The organism is Mucilaginibacter sp. Mucisp86, from assembly GCF_047324315.1.
GTDB lineage: Bacteria > Bacteroidota > Bacteroidia > Sphingobacteriales > Sphingobacteriaceae > Mucilaginibacter.
This window is the reverse complement of record NZ_CP168503.1, coordinates 4403534-4422594: the sequence shown is the minus strand read 5'-3', so window position 1 is coordinate 4422594 and position 19061 is coordinate 4403534. Positions and strand designations below refer to the sequence as shown.

The window sequence follows — 19061 nt, the reverse complement described above, 5'->3', positions numbered from 1 at the left end:
TTAAAAAAAGTAATGGCAGAACCTATACAAATTCAACCAAACATCCATTGTGAGCCTTGCAAAGAATGCGGTGCACGTCCGGTAATTGCACAAAACCGTAAGGGTTTTATAGTTACGTGCCCTACAAGTAAAAAGCATTATGCAACTGCTCCCGGCCTGGTAAATATTGATGAATGGAATAGGTTTAACAAAAAGTCGCCGGTGCTTACGAGCAATCCATATAATAGCAAAGCCTCATAAAAACTATTCCGAAAAAAGAGTACGTTTTTTAAAGTTTTGGGTATTAATCAATAAAAGCCTGCTATGAGGATACAATGGGTTTAATTGTATTCAAGTTATGCATATTGTAGATACTGAAAATGAACTTTCAAGAAAGAGGCATAGCCGCACATTTTGCCCAACATGCCAAACCAACACTGGTCAAAGGATCCGCAGGCCACGCATTTTAAAAATATTGACATTTTGGTTGCCGGTTAAAAGATATTTTTGTTATAGCTGCAACAAAAAGTACCTTGTAATTGAAAGATAAAGACAGCATTTAAACCGTACGTTGGGTTAATTACGGGTAAAACACAGATAAGTAAACAAAAGTGCCGTTATTTTATCTTCCAAATAACGGCACCATTTGTTTACTCCCTGATTTGAGGTAGTCGCTATAACTTTTTTTGATGTAGCTAATCATATCGTAATCGCTCATCTTCTTCACTTTCTTTATATCGGGGTGATACTGGTTTATAAAATTCTGCAGCGAATCGCCTTTAAGATTAGTTAAGGAACTCACTTTTTCGGGCGAGAAAAACCTGTCGACATACTCATCTTCTTCATCCTTCAGCAAAATCTTTTGCAGCTTTGATTGCGGGGCCTTGTTTTTACCCAGCATGTCAATCACCGAAAGCAGGTTAATACTTAAAATAGTTGCAGTACTTTTATCTGCGTTGATGTGATTGCTGGGTTTACCAAAATCAAGATCAGCCGGACGTGTTATAAACGCATCCTTTATAGTTGAACCGCGATACGCGAATGCAGAGGCAAACTCCCTCCTGTTCCTCAATGAATCGGCTTTGGCATTACGTTTCGCCCTGATTTTCACCTCGCTTAAAACGGTTGCATCAGGCGTAATGTAACACCTTAAAGTATCGAATTTTAAAAAACTGATAACGAGCCTAAATGGTTTGTAACCTATACTATTGATCCTCAAAGTATCGCCGGGCTTTACATTGGCCAGTACAAACTTTCCTTCGGCGTTACTTATATTTTTTGATGCAGGTGTGCTGATAAAAGCATTTGCTACGGGCAGGTAGGTAGTTTTGTCAATCACAATTCCCTTAACACGCTGAGCAAACAGGTTTATTGACAGGAGCGTCAATATCACTGTAAAGGTAAGTTTCAATGTTTTCATGACGGGTTCAGTTAACAGGTAAAGTAGGTTAACTAAATATACGTATAAATTATCAACCCGCATGCTTTTAACAAACATTAACACTTGCAGCATCACCGGCTTCATTTTTCCGCAAAAACCAACTACCTATTTCATCATAGCCTCAAAAATCTCATCAAAACCTTTGTTCTTAAATTTTTGAAAGGTGCCGTCAAACTTTTCACTAACCGGATTAAGCAGTTGAAAGCAGAGTTGCTTATCATCTTCACTCAATGCGCTGGCCATCATTCGCGCTACTTCAAGTACACGTACTTTGGCTTTCCCCAGAGTATCTTCTCCAAGAGCTGTTAACTTTAAACGCTTAATACGTTTATCATCAATATCGTCATATTCGGTTATCAGTTCGCGTTTTTTTAGCCTGTTAAGCATATTAGTACCGCTTGATAGCTCGATTATATTATTGTAAATAGCCTCAGATTTTATTGGATTAACCTGGTTAAAAATAGTAACCAATATACCAAACTCCTCTATCTGGTCGAGCCCCGTACCCTCAAGCGCTTTGTTTGAATAAACCATATGATATTTAGCTATTCGCCTTATCAAAATCATGAGCCTTCCATTTATCCCGGGCCTTAGCTGCCAATCGGGCACAGCCTTTTTTTCATCTATTGCCATTACAGTTACCTGATGCCGAAAAAAATCATCCAAACTACAATCTGGATTTCGCATCTCATAATCGCCCCAAAGCTTAACCAATTCAACTGTTTTATTCACGCGTTACTTCCTTTTGGTATCAAATTTAAAAAACTCACTACAAATATTTGCTATTTACTACCTTTTGGTATATTATTGTATTAATTTAGTACCATATGGTATAACAAGCAATAAAATTTAATTATCAATAAAATGAATGCATCAACTTTTTTACCGGCTTTAGTAGTACTACACCTAACAGGACTAACCATTATGGCGGGCACTACCATAATTGACTTTACTATTTTTAAAATTTTTTGGAAGTATTTCGATGAAGACTTAGCAAAATCAAAAGGCGTACTTGCCGGCACATCCGGATCATCAAGGTTGATTGGGATAGGTGCTGCCTTACTGGTTACAACAGGCATTGGTATGATGGCTCTAACCCATGGCGTATTTGGTGAACAATTATGGTTTAGAATAAAAATAGGGATTGTTTTAATACTGATGCTGAACGGAATTCTTTTTGGCAGAAGACAGGGCGAAAAGCTACGAACCATCGTCAAAAAAAACGGAGCTTACCTGACAGAACAGATAAACCAAATTAAGACAAACCTCAATATCTTTTTTGCAATACAGCTGGCGCTGTTTTTCAGTATAGTTTTTTTAAGCGTTTTTAAATTTAATTAATTGCAAAAAAAATGAAAAACCAGCAAAATTTCCCTGTTTATAAATTAGTGATTATCGGCGCAAACGGCGGTATTGGCCTACAATGCGTTGAACAAGCATTGCAGGCAGGCCATCTAGTTACGGCAATATTGCGTAACCCGGCAAAACTGACAATCGAACACCCAAACCTTAAAAAAGTAAGCGGAGACGTTATGCGCCCCGGCACTTTTGAAGATCATTTTGAAAATCAGGATGCAATAATTTCGGCAATAGGTGTAGCCGGTGGCTTCGGCGCCGATAAACCAACAACTTTGTATTCGGAAGGCAATGCAAATGTTTTAAAAGTGATGGACCAAAAAGGTATAAAACGGCTGTTCCTTATATCGGCAAGCGCTATTGAGATAAGTCCTGTGCTACCATTTTATGTCAGGCTAATTGAAAAATATGTTGTTCAAAAACTACTAAAGTACATGTATGCCGATTTGCGTAAAATGGAGATATTGGTAAAACAAAGCAATAATATCTACTGGACTATCGTCCGCCCTCCGCAACTTACAAACCAAACCGTTAGCGGTAAATACCGGATAGCCATCGACACGTTTCTTAAAAATTGCCTGAAAATATCGAGAGCCGATGTTGCGCACTTTATCATTAATAACATTAGCAATCAGGCAACCTATAACACCATTGTTGAAATAGGCTATTAAACCATGATATCTTGAAGAAGATATTATGTAATACAAACAAAAGAAACACTTATTAAATCATTCCAAATCATTCATGGGGAATTTTGTAAAAAAACGGATTTGTTATAAGTGTACTACAATGACGGAATAAAAACAAAATCAGCCAATTATAAATTATTATAAGATGGATGTTTTGGTTAAAATATTTGGCGAAGGCAAAGATCTGAATGCCTTCCAGATGAGCAGCCGGGGTGCAGCGGTGTTCCTGATAGCATTATTGCTGATCCGCATTTCGGGACGCCGGAGTTTTGGCGTACGTGGCCCGTTAGATAATATCATCACAATAACATTAGGAGCCGTATTAAGCCGTGCCATTGTTGGGGCTTCGCCATTTATACCAGTCATCATCACATGTTTTGTAATTGTGGCTCTTCATCGCGGGGTTGCCTGGCTTATTACAAGCCATAACATATTTGCCAAACTGATACAGGGCGAAAAAATCCTGCTGTATGAAAAGGGGCGGTTCATAGAGCAAAATATGAAGCGTGCTCAGCTAAATCATGAAGATTTGATGCAGGGTGTCCGCAAATCGGCACTTACGGAGGATTTGAGCACGATTTTAAAAGTATATATTGAACGTAACGGAGAAATAACGACGGTTAAAAAAGAAGAATAAGGCGATTAGCAAAGCAGCTTATATCTGAATAAACCCGCAGGCTTGTCAGGCAAGACACTGCGGGTTGGCAACCGCTACGTTACAGCTCTTTATCCTCTATCATTTTTGCATCGCGGGTATTTTTTTGTACGGCTATAGCCGAAAACATGCTTAAGCAGAACGCCATGGCGTAAAAACCTTTCTCGCTTCGGGCCAGGTCTGCATTCCACAAGCCAATCGTCAATAATATCATTGCTGCGATAGTGGCAAACCAACTCAGACCGTAGTAAAGGTCTGTTACAGCAAGTCCTTCAACTCTGTCCCTAACGCTTTTTTGAACAGAAATTACTGCGAATAAGCCAAATAATAAAATGGTGAAATAATAGCCTTTTTCATTTAATGCCATGCTCGCGTTCCATAAGCCGATGCAATATCCCACCATCCCGGTCAATAAGGCAAACCAGGATGCACCTATAAATGCGGCAGTAGGTTTAAACGGGTTTCTAATCTTGTCTCCATGTTTTAGCAGGGATGAATTTTCTTCTGTTCTGTTTTGTAGCGGTTCCATATTCGTTTTGTTTTATTGATTAATATGAAAGCAAATGTCGGCCGGAAAGCGGGCTTATAAAAACCAGATTATGAAAATTACTGACGATATAATTTTTTAATATCATATCTTTATATTCGTCAACACAACTATATGGACTCACTTTCAGAGTTGATCAACCTACTCGATAGTACAGACAAAAAGCTTTTCAGGCAATTTTTACAGCAAAAAAACAAAAGGCTGGATGTTAAAAACCTGCGATTACTTGAATTAATAGAAACTGACGATATAGATGGCATAAATAAGCTCTACAAACCGGAAAAAAACAAAGATGCTTACCATGCTCTGCGTAAAAGGCTACAGGATAATTTGCTGCTATTCCTATCGCAGAAAACCTTCGAAAGCAATCACTCCGACACTTACGACGCGCTGCGCCTGGTTGTAGTGGGACGCTTTTTGTTAGAAAATGATGTGCCTAAGATAGCGTTCAAATGTTTGGATAAGGCTGAGCGACTGGCCGAACATTTGGAACAGTTTAATTTATTAAATGAGTTATTGTTGTTGAAGCTGCAGTATTCCCATTTGCCGGAAGCTGAAGATTTCGAAGCCTTGACCTCACGCTTCTTATATAACCAGTCGCAAATGCAACGAGAGGCAAAGCTTAACATGGCGTACGCCTTTTTAAGACTGGAACTACAGGAGATACACCTGAAAGGAAAGGTGGTTAATTTGACGTCTCTGATGATAACAACTATCCGGAAATACAAAATTTCTGTACAGGACATCATGACCTATAAGTCCATTTACCAAATTCTTTTCATAGCGAACGAATATGCGGCGATACAGCAAAATTACGAATTGATAGAGCGCTATGTTAACCGAACAAATCAATTTATAGAAAACCAGACGCATAAAACACAATCTTATCTTTTTTACCATATCTCTATCTTGTATTTTTTGGCCAACTTTCATCTGCGGCGAAAGAGCTTTGCAAAAAGTACATCCTATCTCCACGAAATGATGGATTTAATGAAAACAGATGGTCGTTATTACTCGTTGTTTTATCTACGCCATCAATTACTCTCTGCGCTCAACTTGTTTTTTACAGGCTTTGCTGCCGATGCGATCCTGCTGTTGCAAAATTCGCTCTCCAATACAAAGTATACATCTAAAACCGAAGATATCGAGGATTTACGAATATGCCTAACCATGTTTTTAGCCTTGTGCGATAACCGGGAAAGTTTAAAACAGTTGGCATTACTGACGCGTACCGATGCCTGGTACGAGAAAAAAATGGGCATGTTATGGACTATTCGAAAGAATTTAATGGAAATTTTGGTCCAGGCACAGTTTTCCAACATCGAGCTTGCCATGTCCCGGCTAAACAGCTTCAGACGGCGATATAAAAAGTATTTGTTGAAAACTTCGGAAGAGCGCGTGTTATTATTTTTGAGACTGGTTGAAAAATATCTGCTAAAACCAGATGTGGCTTTTGAAACAAACTACAGAAAGGCAGTTTCAACGTTGCTAAACCAGGCGGAAAATAACGATATCTTCACGTTGAGCTTTATTGCCTGGTTAATAGCGCGCTGGGAGAAAAAAACAGCTTATAAAGTAGTTTTAACGCTTTTATAAGATAACTACTATCAAATAATATACACTATAATTGAATGGCGGTAAGCTAATCTCTCGGAATACCGCCGGTTACTGGTATCTATTTATAAAATTTCCGGGGTATAAAAGAAGCACGCTTTGTGACGTGCTTCTTTTTAAGCGATCATAGTTGAATTCAGTTCGAAAAACCATGTTATTGTTCTATTAAGAAAACAGCACCCTGTCTTTTATTTTCTGTGGATCAGAAAAATCTTCATCAAACCAGGCAGCTCCGCCGGCAGCTGGTGGCGTTTTGAGATAAAGTTTTCCGCCCGGTACTTTAGCATAAGCATCACGCCACTCGTAATGATCAAACATGGCGATCGCCTGGATCATATAGGCTACAGCAATACGGCGGTCATCGAAACACCAGAGGTTTTCACCATTGTCTTCATCTGCAGCGACTGAAAAGTTATAAGAACCAGTGTACACGCGTGCCGTAGGCAGGTCAAAATCAATCACAACGAACTTATGGTGCATATGAATACCCGAGCCGCCTGCTGATTCACTTTTAAAAGGCTCGGGTACATCAGACAGTAAAGCAGCGGGATAAGCCACCGGTTCATTGCCACCGGGTACTTTAAGATCGAGCCCGCCAACTTTTTTGTCAGATATTCCATAAACAAACCGGCCGGGTGTATCGGTAATCGCCTTTACTGCATTTTTAATCAAGCCCTTTGTTTGATATAAGAAAGCCAGTGAAAAAAGCAGGCTGGATTGTGTTGCACTGATATTATTAGCTATCTCAGCAAGACATTTGTTGCTAACTTTTTGTTTGTTTTCTCCATGCGGCGAAAAGGTAAGTTTAGCATTTACCCCATTTAAGTTGAGTTCTGCCCATTCGGCAGAAGCAGTAGCTGCAAAACCACTTTTATCGTTTTTGTTATTCCATAAATTATCAAAGGCATCAAAAAACAATTGCACCTGCTCTGCACCATGTACCGCTACTGCATTATTATTCTGAACGAAAAAGCCACGCCAGGAAAAATTAGTAGAGCCCCCGATAGCGGTATTCACCTGTGCGCCGCGAACTGCTATAGTTTTGTTATGCTGTAAATTACCAACCTTCTGACGTTGTACTTTAGCCCCGGCATCGCTTAAGGTTTTGGCTGCCTGTGTTTCGGAGGAATCGTCATCCCCATGATCTTTGGAGTCATCAATTATAATTTGCAGTTTATCGTTTATTTTTTTTGCCAGTTTAACCAGGGCATCTACCAGATCGGGCAGGTTTAAATCATAAGCGGTTACTCTAACTTCAGCCTGCGGGTCATTGAAAGCATCTTCCAACAAAGTCATGATAATTTCGCGGGCTTCAAACCCCATCCAGGCAAGCGCCACTTGTTCCTGCGGATTTTTCGATTTAAAATCAAGCCCATTTGCGCCGGTTGCCGGTAACAAAGGTTGTGCCTCATCGCCTTTCTGAAAACGGTCAACGAAAGCCTGGGACGAGATAAAGCCGCGAGTGAACGCGATATTCAAAACCCCGGGATAAGTTTCGCCACTTAACTCTATAGCAGCTTCCTGGAACTCGCCGTAACTCATGTGCCCTGTTGCGTCCATAAATACCGGTGTCACACGATAGGTGTATGGCCCTTTTAAATCCGGATGATAGGGAAAATGAACCCAGCGGAATTTCTGAATAGGCGACAAACGGCTCGAAAGCGTATTTGGATTGACATTCCCATCATTTTGCAGAAAACTCAACCGGTTGTTGACCGGATAGAATTTATTGCCGCCGGGCTCCTTGTATTCAATAGCAAACCCAACAAAGTCAGGATCCGGTTTGTCTTTTTTCCAGTTCATGCCAAGTAGGGCCATTCTTTCGCCGCGGAATAACTTAAGTGTAAAGAGTGCGGTAGTGCTGTTGCCGCAAACCTCAAAATCAGGTAAAGTTGACATATGATTAAAGTTTAAGTGGTTTTATTATTGCTTCCAGCATAGTGTTGGGCTTGCCACCGATTCAGTATGCCCACCGGGGTAATACCAAAGTGAGTTACGCTTGACGCGGATATCATTAACACCTTGTCCGAACAGAGGCCGCCGGGGTTGGAAACAGGTATTCCGCAATAAGTACACCTATCACTACTAATCGTCAAAAATCTAATAATCAGAAAACTAATAACTTTCAAATTAAAATACACCCGTTGTTGGGTACTGCTTAGCCTGTCCTTTTTCAACTGCTCTTTCGCTAACAAATAAGCTCTACTTTCATAAAAAGCAAGGCGCTCCGGACGATCTGTTCTTAGCATAGCGAGATAAGATTAAGTATTGAAAGTTAAAAAGAATACTATTGATATTCAATAGCATATATTTTTTTTCAATAATAAATTTCGTGCTTCGCCTGTTTTTCTTGCAGAGGAGAAAACCTGACCAAATAGCCCCCCGGCTGTGGTAAGCAACTTCTTCAGATCTTCGGGTATGCAGGTAAATACTTTATTTGCTTTTCAATTTAATTGGTTCAAAGGCTCCGAATTTAAATACAATGCCATTATTTCATCTTTTTTCAATATCCGGCCGAATACTTTTATATTGGTTAAAAACGCTGAAGCTGAAAGATGGACGTTGCTGCTTCCTATTGTCTTTAGCGGGCAAATGAATTGCTTTTCGACTGACTCTGTTTCTTTGCCATTGATATATAAGGTACAGGTGTTATGCCCACCAGTCAACGTTATCTGCGTCCATTTATTTACAGGGACAATGCTATTAAATATCTGACGATAAAAATCTTCACCCTCACCTGCGTACTCTTTATAGCCAACAGTCCGGGCAATACCTAAACCGGTCTTACCTGATTTTTTATCCTTAAGGTTCAGAAAAACTGTTCCATACGGCGATTCGAACAGCACCGTAGCTGTTGTATCGCGGGTATCTGTTTTTTTAACCCAGAAGCTCAGTGTCCAGGGTTGTTCTAACTCGTCGGCTTGTAGGTTTAGCCGAACAAAATCATGTTGATCAAGCGCTAATACAGATTTTGATTCATAACCGTTTAAAGGTTTTATTAACTGTTTATTAATAGCATCGGGTAAACTATGTTCTTTAAAGTCAACATTAATGATTGGATCACTGTTTTTAGGAGCTTCCAGTAGCCTTGTATCATTTACTTGTGGTACGTTTTTCAAGCTATCAACTCTCTTTATAAATTCATCAAAAGTAGGTGACATTTTATTACCCCATAGTTTTTCGGCCATTACGGGCAAAGCAACCGCAACCTCTTCTGCCGTTTCATGGTAGGTAAAACCCATCGGCCCAAGGTCATTCCATACATGCAGCTTCGCCCCTAACAAATCAGGCTCGCCCGGGCTTAGCTGCTGGTTTGGCCCGAAATCATTAGGTGCCCATTTTTCATATAAAAACTTGTTATCTACGCCATAGTAATTTGTCCCCGGAACAATATACAGCCATCCGTCAGTTGATTGTACCACCTGGTGCCCGGCTTTAATCTCCTCTTTGGCATTATTGCCCAACCACATATCAATCACTATATTGCTATCAATAGGAGTAAATCCCGGCATTTCGTTGTATCCGGACCATATCATCACTTTTTTCCCTTTAGCACCTATGTATCTGTTGAAATGATTGATATAGTTGCAAAAACCTGCCGCAAAAGCCTTACGGTCTTCCGTTGTAGTGGCCTTTTTAAATCTGTATTCGTCAGTTCCGATATGGAAATAGGGCGATGGAAATAGCGGCACAAATTCATCGTAGATCTTTTCCATCATGGCGGTGGTTTTGGGATTTAATACATCCAATTGCCCATCCTGCAACTTCTCATTTTTTAGCTCGGGGGCAATATCCAAAATACTCATGGCGTGGGCGGGCGCATCAATTTCCGGGATAATATTTATACCACGGTCTGCTGCGTATTGAATCAAATCTTTGATTTCCTGTTGTGTGTAAAATCCATCTGTTGCTGTTAGCTGAGGATATGTTTTACTTTGGACCCTGAAAGCCGCATAATGCTGGCCGTGAAAAGCCTGATCGTTTAAATGCAGTTGCAATTGATTCATTTTATACCAACTCATGCGGCATATGTAATCTTTCAGCTGCGATATCGGGAAAAATTTGCGCCCAACATCCAGCATAAATCCCCTAAAAGGATAAGCAGGGGTATCTGAAATTGTATAACAAGGGATACTTTGCTTATCGGCACTCTGTTCAATTAACTGCAGCAAGGTCCTGGTAGCATAAAAAACACCAACCTCGTCCATTGCCTTTATAGTAACCTTGTCCGGTTTTATTTCCAGGTGATAAGATTCCCTTTGGAGTTGAGTTAAGTGACGCTTTGGTTTGATTTTTATAATGATATCATTCTTCGATCTTTCTGCCCGTAACCCGGATTGTTGCTCCTTATCTTGCAACGCAGCCAGGTCTTTAAGGAATATTGCAACGTTTTTTTGTGTTGATAAAGATGGCTTAAATTTAAACACCGTGGCAGCATTGATAATAAAACTACCGTTACCTGCTTGCCATTGATGAACCGCCGGTATAATATTCGGCGCAATGTTATTCACCTGGGCGTGCAGGCCCGATTGTATTAAAACAAAAAAGGCGATATATGTGATTAATTTTTTTGCTGAGGTCATTCAAATAAATTTTGATATGGCTTTAAATAACAATTAAGATAGCTGAAGGGTTATTAGTTCATTTTGCTATAACGCTTACAGCTGCCCCCTCTAATCCGTCGCTACCGGCCTTCACCGTGAATTTCCCTTTCATTCCTTTTTTTGCGCGGACAATAACCAGCGCTAATCCATTGAATGCCGGGCGCTCATGGCTTTTAAAAGATACAAAGCTGGTGGCATCGCCGTTATCTGTAGCAACAATTTCGCCCGGCCCTTCTACTTTGAATTTCACTAAAGGATGTGCCCCCGGTACGGTTAGCCCTTCTTTATCCTCTACCCTAACCGTAAAATAAGCAAGATCATTATCCAGCCCAATAACAGTTCTGTCGGCAGATAGGGATAATTTTGCCGCTTCGCCGGTGGTTTTAACCATATCCGTAGCCCATTGATTACCGTTTTTGTAGGCAATCACCTTAACAGTTCCGGGCTCATATTTTATGCTATCCCAAACCAAACGATAATCCAGCCCGGGCCTCTTTTTTTTGCGCCCCATGCTTTTGCCATTAACGAACAATTCGGCCTCATCACCAGATGTATAAACATGCACCGTAATATGCCCGCCAATCTTTTCCGGCCAGTTCCAATGTGGCAGAATGTGCGCCATAGGAAGTTCCGGTCTCCAGTGCGATTGGTAAAGATAAAATCTGTCTTTAGGAAAGCCCGCCAGGTCAACAATGCCGAAATAACTGCTGCGCGAAGGCGGATTATGCAGTCGCATTTCTTCCAGCTTTTTCTCCAGTTCGGCCTTTTTTGAAGGATCGTTCCTGAAGTTTAACAGGTTTGTTTCATCAGAACCATACGGTGTTGGTTCGCCGAGGTAATCAAAGCCTGTCCATACAAACTCGCCCAAAAGGTTAGGAAATTTAGCATTTGTTCTAAATTGCTCATCCGGGCTGCAACCCCATCCTGGTTTAGCTATATCATATGAGGAAACCTGCCAGTCCTGATACTCCTTCTCCCCAAAATACTCCCCTCTTGAAGACACGCAGGAGGATGTTTCACTCCCAATAGTAGGTTTGTCTTTATAACGTGGATCTGCATCCCATTTAGCTTGCTGACTAAAAAAGTAATTGACTCCCATAACGTCTAACGCAACAACAGCCCCGGATCCCCGGCCACCGTCGGGATCGTTATAGCCATTAGAAATCGGACGCGTTGGATCTTCCGCACGTACCACACCCGCAAGATGCTTCGTCATATCCACATCCCGCTGATCCATTACCTCATTACCAATAGACCAAATAAATACCGAAGGATGGTTGCGATCACGATGGACCATCGCTTTCAGGTCTTTTTCGTTCCACTCGTCATAAAGTTTATTATAATCCAGCTTCTTTTTTCCATGCTTCCAGCAATCGAAGGCCTCATCCCAAACCAGGAAACCCATTTGATCTGCTAACTCGAGCAATTCGGGAGCAGGTGGATTATGGGAGGTGCGCAAGGCATTGCATCCCATCTCTTTAAGTATTTTAAACTGCCGCTTTAACGCGCTGAGATTAAAAGCAGCTCCAAGCGCGCCGAGGTCGTGATGATTGCACGTGCCTTGTATAGCTACTCTTTTGCCATTAAGCAGAAACCCTTTATCTGCAGTAAACTGTAGCGTGCGAATACCGAAAGGGGTGTTATAACAATCCACCACTTTACCATTTACAATAACCGATGTTTGTGCGATATACCGGTTTGGTGAAGCTATATCCCATAGCTTAGGATGGGATACAAGCGCCTGCAAATTGGCAGTAACGCTTACTGCGGCTTCTATTTTTATTGCCGATCTGCTTGCGGAAACTACTTTTGCGCCACGCCTATTGGCGGAATCAAGTTCGTAAACATTGGTACTTATAACCGCATTCACCGGCGTTACCCCCTGGTTATCTACAGAAATAGCCATTTTTACCGTGGCTGCATCTTTACTAACTTCGGGCGTGGTAATATAGGTTCCCCAATGCGCAACGTGTACCGGATTTGTTTTCACCAACCATACGTGCCTGTAAATACCAGCACCGGGATACCATCGGGAATCCCATTTTTCAGTATTCAGGTTAACCGCCAAAACATTTTCCCCGCCAAATTTCAAATAGGGTGTTAAATCCATGCGGAATGAATTGTAGCCATAAGGCCATGTACCAAGATAGTGACCGTTAAGCCAGACTCTGGCGTAAGCCATTGCACCATCAAAATCTACAAATACCCTTTTTCCACGATCAGCCTCCGGAATACTGAAATGCTTGCGGTACCAACCAATGCCTTTCCAGGGTAATTTGCCCGTTTCTCCGGCAAGTTCCATACGAAACGGCCCCTGGATTGCCCAATCATGCGGCAGATCAAGTTTTTGCCAGGACGCGTCTTTTACAGTTACCTGCTCCAATCCCGGAGGTTCCGGTATTGTTGTTCCTTCCGGCTGTAATCCAAATCTTGAAAAAAGCCAGTTACTATCGAAAGAGCGGGTATCTGACGACCCCATAGTTACTATAGTATTGGTATTAATGCCCGACGAGTGTTTTGCTGCTTTGATTTGTCCAAAGCCGGCTTCCGGCCGATTAATGCTGGCCAACAACCCTAATATCCCAATTAAGAAAAAAAATTTCATTTTAAAATCAAAGTATGATATTGTCCGGCCCATTTTACTCAATAGTAAACCATGTATAACTTTCGGGTGCAATATTGAAGGTTAGCTCTATCTCATATTTCCTGTCAACAGCATACTTTTTGGCCGCCCCTCCTTTCTCCCTGAGTAGTGCTGAGCTTGTTAAACCGGTGTAATACAAGGGTACCTTGATGGTTCTTGTGATGCCAACTTTAAGTGGATTGTAAAGCATGAGCATTCCTTTTGTACCCAGTTTCGGATTCACATGCAGCAAACCATCCCAATCCCTGCCATCGGCCCGGCGAAGATGGATAATCTCGGAGTTAAGGATACTGCGATACTTTTTATACCAATCAATGACACTTACCACCATCTTCCGGGTAGTTTCGGTATCGTACAATCTTGGTCCGCGGTAACAGGCCTGAACTCCCGCCCCGTAGTATTGCATCATCAATTGTTCATAATCTTTCAAATGATCAGCAAGCGGTTCCAGCACGGCTTCGGGGCCACCACCCTGATACCGGGTAAGCGGTACAAATCCCCAGCCCATGGCGGGGGTCTTTTCCCAGGTACCGTCAAAAATATTCTGACGGTTCAGGATCATTTGTTGATCGCGCGGCAAAGAAAAATTAACTTCCCTGTAGCCTAAGGCAATTTTATTGGTGCCATCCAGAAAATACCAGTCGGGAGCGTTTACATAAACACCATGCTCATTGCACCAATGGTATAAACCTTTTTGCAACTCCATTTGCTGCCATTGGCTATCATCCAGGTTTTTATGGCCAGGATGCGTAGTCGAAGCACAAACATCGCCGGGATAAGGGCCGTCATTTTCAAAAATGTCGAACCCGGTTTTACTAATAAAGTATTTTAATTTATCCAGATAGGCCAGTCCCCATTTACTGCCCAGACAGGGGGCATGACCAAAGAAAGCCGCCGCATTCGGCTTTTTTGTTACCGGATCAATCACATCATCTTCATCACTGATCCGCCTTGAACTAAATAAAGAATACCCCCCAATCAGGATATGTTTGCTGTGCGCGTAATCAGATAGTACTTTCCAGCGTTGTATATTGGTGGCCGAACTATCCTCCATATTGCAATGGCTTCCAAAGCTGAGGATCAGGGCTTCATATCCTGTCGCCGCACATTGATCTATAGCCTTTTTTACATCTTCATCATTGCGGCTTACCAGGTGCATGAAGATGGGATTTTCGGTTGTCCATGGAGCTATAGTACTGTACATTTTCCTGATAGCCAATCCCCGTCTTTCGCGGTCATAACTATCCATTAGTAATTCATAAGTGCGAACGGAGTTAAAGACCTGCCCCTTTCCCAATTCTATACCAGTAGCTTTTTCCGGGTATACCTCTAATAAACAAGGGGTTTGATAATCATAATTTACCTGTGATGTATAATTACTATCAGCTTTCCAATGGGTAGTTTGGTCACTGATGTCATATCGCATAGAATTATTAAAGGCATAATTAGTCTCCAAATAAAGGCCGTGCTGTTTTTCCATTTGCGCCGGAGAACCAACTACGGCACTTTCTTCCTCTACCGTTGCAAGTACTTCATTTACTACCCTGTTTAACTTTATAGTTTTATTTCCTTTGTTTTGAACCGAAAGCCATTTCACAATAAGAGGAATGTTATTATACAGTTCATAATGTACAGTAACAAGCAGATCTTTTAAATCGTCAACATTCGATTTATAGGTAAATGACAGCATTTTACCAGAGCCGGGAACAGTATTCAGCGCCCATCCTCGCGGTTTCCAACGGATGTAAGGAGGAATATCTGTTACCGAAAAGGATTGAAACTGAAAATCATTTTCATTGCCTTTGAATCCGCTAACCCATTCGGGCAGCAGATAGGCATTTTCCTTTTGTCCGTAAAGGCCTCCGATATTATATTCCCTGCCATCAACAGTTAACTTCGCTTCGGGCTTTACAGCCCTTAGCAATTGCTGGCCGTTACTCATATTGCTATAATCAATACAAGCCACATTTTGCTGAATGCGGAAGGTCCTTTTTTCCAAACCATTACTCAGAATAATGTTTTTGCCATCAGCATAAACATCAGCTTTTTGCTGAACAGGGTTTATCAGCCAGTCCTGAGAAAGGGACGGCCTGCCATTTTCCTTCCAGGCGGGTAATTTACTATTCGTTTCCTGTGAGCTTGCGATGTTGATGATGCCCCAAAAAGCAATCGTCGAAAAAAACAGCTTTCTTTTCATTTATTTCTTTTCAATTTGTTCAATTTTTTTAAAGTCATAATATCCGGATAGCATGCCTAATCAGAATGAATGCGGATAATAGTGATTAGTTATACTTCCATCCTCAAACAAATCCAATATGGCATAGCCAGGCGGGGTTTCACGGTAGTAATATTTACCAGCCGAATTATTATCGCCGTCTTCCCACCAAAATCCACTTAGTGCGCCGTTACAATAGTACCGAACACCATCATACTCAGCCTCATCACGTAAATGTATATGGCCACTTATGCAAGTGACAGGTTTGTCGCGGTGTTTATTAAATAAGTCGGTGATATACCTCGCGTCGGTGTGGTTACCGCCTTCCATTATGGTGCTTACGCCCAAAATCGGGTAATGGCTCATACACAAAACGGGCGTACCGCGCCGTAGTGATGCCAGATCGTTCTCCAGCCATTTCCGCTGTTCGGCATCTAATGAACCTGCATTGTCATTATTGCTGTCGAGAATGATAAAATGCCATCCATGTTTTTCAAAACTGTAAAAGCGGCCTGGCATTTCAAGCTGAGCTATTACAAACGGTTTGCCATACATTCTGTCGGATTTGTCCGGGCATGCCCACCACATATCATGATTACCCAAACAACTGCATACCTCATACTCCTTAAATCTTTCACGAACGTTTTTCCATATCGCCCACTGTTCGTTTACCCGCTCACGGGTAATATTATTGTAGTCAGCAGCGAATATGGAATCACCTCCGTTTAGAAAAAAATCGACTTTATGTTTCTTTATTTCTTCAATGCAACGCCCGAAACGCGCCGGGGCATCGTGTTCCGGCCGGATATGTACATCGGTTATATGCGCTACGCGTAGTACCCGCTTTTTTCCGTGCGGCACGGCCAAAGCGTTCGATTCGCGTTTTACTCCTAATGGCAATGATATTGCAAGCAGCCCTATCCCCTTTACCAGGTCCCGTCTCTTTTTTGAGTCGACAGTGTTTGTCATATTTTTAGTTAAGTGTTTTAACAGCCAAAATTTTGTTACCGGCTGTGATTTGTAACTGTAATTTTTGTCCTGCCTTTACCATCACCTTAGGCCAGTTTAAAAAGGCGGTATACGGCAGCGGCTTCTGAGCCTGGGTACTGCTTTCTGCAAAAATGGCTACGTTGGCATCATACCTGGTAGTGTTACTAACCAGCAGTGTGGTCGCTTTCTTATCTTTCTTCAAAATTGATGCGTCCACGTGATCAAAAACCAGGAGTTTCCCTTTATCTGTCTGCAGATAAATTCCGGGCAGTTCAATGGCCATCAACATACCATTTGTTTCCGTCCACGAGTTCCGGGTGTTTATGAAATTGCCTACGCTGCCTTTACCCTCGGCGTCGCTGGGTTGAATTCGTTCCATGCTCGATCCGATGAGATTGTTTGTAGTATAATGGCCGGGCATATTTACCGCTTCGGCGTGTGCATGTTGAATTTCCCTTATTAAATCTGCATATAATTTGTTACCCGTCGCACGGTATAATTTGAACAGGTAATCACCCGAGGCTTCACAAATACCCGGAGCCGAATGTTTATTTTGAATGCTGGCCCAAACTGCCCCTGCCATATGGCTGTTCAACTTTGCAATCTGACTGCCCGGGGGAAAAACAGGATCATAGGATAATACCCAGGTTGAACAAAGCGCCGCTTCTACCTCAGCCTTCTTTAGCCAACTTTTATCGCCGGTAGCGTTGTATAAGGCCATCAGTGATTCTAAAAAACCAAATGCCGATTCTGAATTAGCATCCATACTAATATCACCACAGTCGCCACCGGTGAGGCCCTGGTTTACCACATCCCGTTGGTAATAATAATTTGCAGCTTCCCTGGCAATTTTAAGCCACTCCGGATGGTTAAAGTAATTTGCAGCGATAGCCAATCCCGCGGGTGCAATTGCTCCTGCCGTAGAATTGAACACCGCTATCCGGCCTGTTTCCGGTACGATGTACTGCCCAAATTCGCCGTATTTTTTCCAGGTATTAGTAAAAGCTTCGGCCAGTTTTTTCGCTGCCGATTCCCATTCAGGCTTAATTACATTTCCAAAACCCTGCGCTTTGAGCAACAACAAATGCTTCATCAGCCACAGTAAAGCATCGCTGTTTTTGCGTACCATAGCCTGGCCCTCCGGAAAATCAGGGTGCATTTTTTCAAAAAGGATGCGGCCATTTGCTTCTATTCCACCATAAAAAAAACCGCTTTTTCCCTGAAGTTTATTCACCACAAAATCTATCTCCTCTGCCACCCGATCACGTTCTTTTGAATTATTAAGCGCCAGCATAGGATAAGTATTCATCATACCGCTCACCCAACCCAATTGAAAATCGTCATTATTTTCGGGCTTGTAGTAACTGCCTGCAGGAACATGTATAAAATTACCGCTGCATATTGCCGAACTTACAGCGAGTAATTCACTCATAGGTAATACATTGCGAGGATGATTTGTGCCTGTTACATCCTTACGTACCAGTATGAACTTCCTGAGTAAATCGGGGATATTGCAGGCATCAAATACATATACCCTCATCGTTATTTTTACACGGTCGCCGGGTTTCCAGTCGCGTGCTTTATCACCACTTTCATGAAAATCCCCAAACCCGGGCGCTAATCTGCGCACTGCAGGCGCCGAAATACGAAAGCTGCAACTATCTTGTTTTGCATTTTCTGCAATGGTAAGACCGCTATTGCCCAACCTGGTCTGCTGGGTAGTCAACAGGATAAAGCCCTTCTTCAGTGAGGGTGAAAAAAAGCACATTGCCGGAGTTGCAGCATTGCCGGTTTGTAACTGCACCAGTGATGCTTTATTGGGTTCTGCCGATAACCTGGGATTGTTTGAAATTGTTAACGGTACTTTGGGGTTATAGTACATATCCCTGGTATAGGGTGGATTGTACCCGTTGCCAATAGCAGGATACCTGTTCCCATTATACATACTTGCAGGCACCATAACATAATTTTTCCTGCTCCAGCTATTGAAGTCAAAAGACACCTCTAACGCAGTGGCAGCGGCATGTCCTTCTTTTAGTGTAATATCTGCGGTGATATCAAGCACCCCGGGGTTTGCCTGTTTTGCGGTTAAGTTAAGTAACCATTGTGCACTGTCAGTTGTGAGGCTGTTGTTCCCGAACTCAAATTTATTCAATGCTTTGGTACCCTCGTATTGGATGGCGCTTACACGCATATTTCCTTGCACCGCTTTTAAAAAATCCGGAATTATAGGCTTTTTATCTCCCTGCGCATGGGCAATGCCCAATAAACATGTACAAATAATGAATGCAGAAAGACATTTTTTTTTGTTAAAGTTCATGTTCAAT

At 41.9% G+C, this 19061-nt stretch carries 14 protein-coding genes; 5 read left to right on the top strand and 9 right to left on the bottom strand.

Going from position 1 to position 19061, the window contains the following annotated elements; all coding sequences use genetic code 11:
• Window positions 1-12 precede the first annotated feature (12 nt).
• A complete protein-coding gene (locus ACEN9X_RS18825) occupies window positions 13-240 on the top strand; it encodes a hypothetical protein (protein ID WP_413666583.1) in 228 nt (75 codons plus the stop codon).
• Window positions 241-601: 361 nt separating this feature from the next.
• Here ACEN9X_RS18825 and ACEN9X_RS18820 read toward each other — a convergent pair whose 3' ends face one another.
• Together ACEN9X_RS18820 and ACEN9X_RS18815 are read right to left on the bottom strand one after the other, a co-directional pair.
• Entirely contained in the window at window positions 602-1399 is a 798-nt protein-coding gene (locus tag ACEN9X_RS18820) for a carboxypeptidase-like regulatory domain-containing protein (RefSeq protein WP_413666582.1), read from the bottom strand.
• A 126-nt stretch (window positions 1400-1525) separates the two neighbouring features.
• The gene (locus ACEN9X_RS18815; protein ID WP_413666581.1) at window positions 1526-2152 is read right to left on the bottom strand and encodes a MarR family winged helix-turn-helix transcriptional regulator; all 627 of its coding nucleotides are present in this window, start codon (window positions 2150-2152) and stop codon (window positions 1526-1528) included.
• A gap of 132 nt (window positions 2153-2284) precedes the next feature.
• On the opposite strand from ACEN9X_RS18815, the gene ACEN9X_RS18810 reads away from it, so the two are divergent.
• The 3 genes from ACEN9X_RS18810 (at window position 2285) to ACEN9X_RS18800 (ending at window position 4102) form a co-directional block, all read left to right on the top strand.
• Window positions 2285-2761 (top strand): hypothetical protein, encoded by a 477-nt coding sequence (locus ACEN9X_RS18810; RefSeq protein ID WP_413666580.1) that lies wholly within the window; start codon window positions 2285-2287, stop codon window positions 2759-2761.
• A gap of 11 nt (window positions 2762-2772) precedes the next feature.
• On the top strand, window positions 2773-3447 hold the full coding sequence (locus tag ACEN9X_RS18805; RefSeq protein ID WP_413666579.1) for an NAD(P)-dependent oxidoreductase: 675 nt from the start codon (window positions 2773-2775) through the stop codon (window positions 3445-3447).
• 163 nt (window positions 3448-3610) lie between these two features.
• Complete coding sequence (locus ACEN9X_RS18800) at window positions 3611-4102, top strand: DUF421 domain-containing protein (protein ID WP_413666578.1); 492 nt, start codon at window positions 3611-3613, stop codon at window positions 4100-4102.
• Window positions 4103-4181: 79 nt separating this feature from the next.
• Here ACEN9X_RS18800 and yiaA read toward each other — a convergent pair whose 3' ends face one another.
• Window positions 4182-4649: an inner membrane protein YiaA gene (gene yiaA / locus ACEN9X_RS18795; RefSeq protein ID WP_413666577.1), complete on the bottom strand. Its 468-nt coding sequence runs from the start codon at window positions 4647-4649 to the stop codon at window positions 4182-4184.
• Between the two features lie 132 nt (window positions 4650-4781).
• Between yiaA and ACEN9X_RS18790 the strand changes: the two genes are divergently transcribed.
• Window positions 4782-6263 (top strand): hypothetical protein, encoded by a 1482-nt coding sequence (locus ACEN9X_RS18790; protein ID WP_413666576.1) that lies wholly within the window; start codon window positions 4782-4784, stop codon window positions 6261-6263.
• Window positions 6264-6446: 183 nt separating this feature from the next.
• Here the strand turns inward: ACEN9X_RS18790 and ACEN9X_RS18785 are convergent, their stop codons facing one another.
• From ACEN9X_RS18785 to ACEN9X_RS18760, 6 genes are all read right to left on the bottom strand, one after another.
• Window positions 6447-8180: a phospholipase D-like domain-containing protein gene (locus ACEN9X_RS18785; protein ID WP_413666575.1), complete on the bottom strand. Its 1734-nt coding sequence runs from the start codon at window positions 8178-8180 to the stop codon at window positions 6447-6449.
• A gap of 545 nt (window positions 8181-8725) precedes the next feature.
• Window positions 8726-10864 (bottom strand): family 20 glycosylhydrolase, encoded by a 2139-nt coding sequence (locus ACEN9X_RS18780; RefSeq protein WP_413666574.1) that lies wholly within the window; start codon window positions 10862-10864, stop codon window positions 8726-8728.
• 58 nt (window positions 10865-10922) lie between these two features.
• Window positions 10923-13490 (bottom strand): beta-galactosidase GalB, encoded by a 2568-nt coding sequence (galB, locus tag ACEN9X_RS18775; RefSeq protein WP_413666573.1) that lies wholly within the window; start codon window positions 13488-13490, stop codon window positions 10923-10925.
• A gap of 34 nt (window positions 13491-13524) precedes the next feature.
• The gene (locus ACEN9X_RS18770; RefSeq protein WP_413666572.1) at window positions 13525-15726 is read right to left on the bottom strand and encodes an alpha-galactosidase; all 2202 of its coding nucleotides are present in this window, start codon (window positions 15724-15726) and stop codon (window positions 13525-13527) included.
• Between the two features lie 60 nt (window positions 15727-15786).
• Window positions 15787-16713 (bottom strand): metallophosphoesterase family protein, encoded by a 927-nt coding sequence (locus ACEN9X_RS18765; RefSeq protein ID WP_413666571.1) that lies wholly within the window; start codon window positions 16711-16713, stop codon window positions 15787-15789.
• 4 nt (window positions 16714-16717) lie between these two features.
• Window positions 16718-19054: a hypothetical protein gene (locus ACEN9X_RS18760; RefSeq protein WP_413666570.1), complete on the bottom strand. Its 2337-nt coding sequence runs from the start codon at window positions 19052-19054 to the stop codon at window positions 16718-16720.
• Window positions 19055-19061 lie beyond the last annotated feature (7 nt).

Coding starts and splice junctions, on each gene's coding strand:
- galB (WP_413666573.1), bottom strand. CDS start 13,490: ATGAAATTTTTTTTCTTAATTGGGATATTAGGGTTGTTGGCCAGCATT.
- ACEN9X_RS18825 (WP_413666583.1), top strand. CDS start 13: ATGGCAGAACCTATACAAATTCAACCAAACATCCATTGTGAGCCTTGC.
- ACEN9X_RS18785 (WP_413666575.1), bottom strand. CDS start 8,180: ATGTCAACTTTACCTGATTTTGAGGTTTGCGGCAACAGCACTACCGCA.
- ACEN9X_RS18790 (WP_413666576.1), top strand. CDS start 4,782: ATGGACTCACTTTCAGAGTTGATCAACCTACTCGATAGTACAGACAAA.
- ACEN9X_RS18820 (WP_413666582.1), bottom strand. CDS start 1,399: ATGAAAACATTGAAACTTACCTTTACAGTGATATTGACGCTCCTGTCA.
- ACEN9X_RS18800 (WP_413666578.1), top strand. CDS start 3,611: ATGGATGTTTTGGTTAAAATATTTGGCGAAGGCAAAGATCTGAATGCC.
- ACEN9X_RS18765 (WP_413666571.1), bottom strand. CDS start 16,713: ATGACAAACACTGTCGACTCAAAAAAGAGACGGGACCTGGTAAAGGGG.
- ACEN9X_RS18780 (WP_413666574.1), bottom strand. CDS start 10,864: ATGACCTCAGCAAAAAAATTAATCACATATATCGCCTTTTTTGTTTTA.
- ACEN9X_RS18770 (WP_413666572.1), bottom strand. CDS start 15,726: ATGAAAAGAAAGCTGTTTTTTTCGACGATTGCTTTTTGGGGCATCATC.
- yiaA (WP_413666577.1), bottom strand. CDS start 4,649: ATGGAACCGCTACAAAACAGAACAGAAGAAAATTCATCCCTGCTAAAA.
- ACEN9X_RS18805 (WP_413666579.1), top strand. CDS start 2,773: ATGAAAAACCAGCAAAATTTCCCTGTTTATAAATTAGTGATTATCGGC.
- ACEN9X_RS18810 (WP_413666580.1), top strand. CDS start 2,285: ATGAATGCATCAACTTTTTTACCGGCTTTAGTAGTACTACACCTAACA.
- ACEN9X_RS18760 (WP_413666570.1), bottom strand. CDS start 19,054: ATGAACTTTAACAAAAAAAAATGTCTTTCTGCATTCATTATTTGTACA.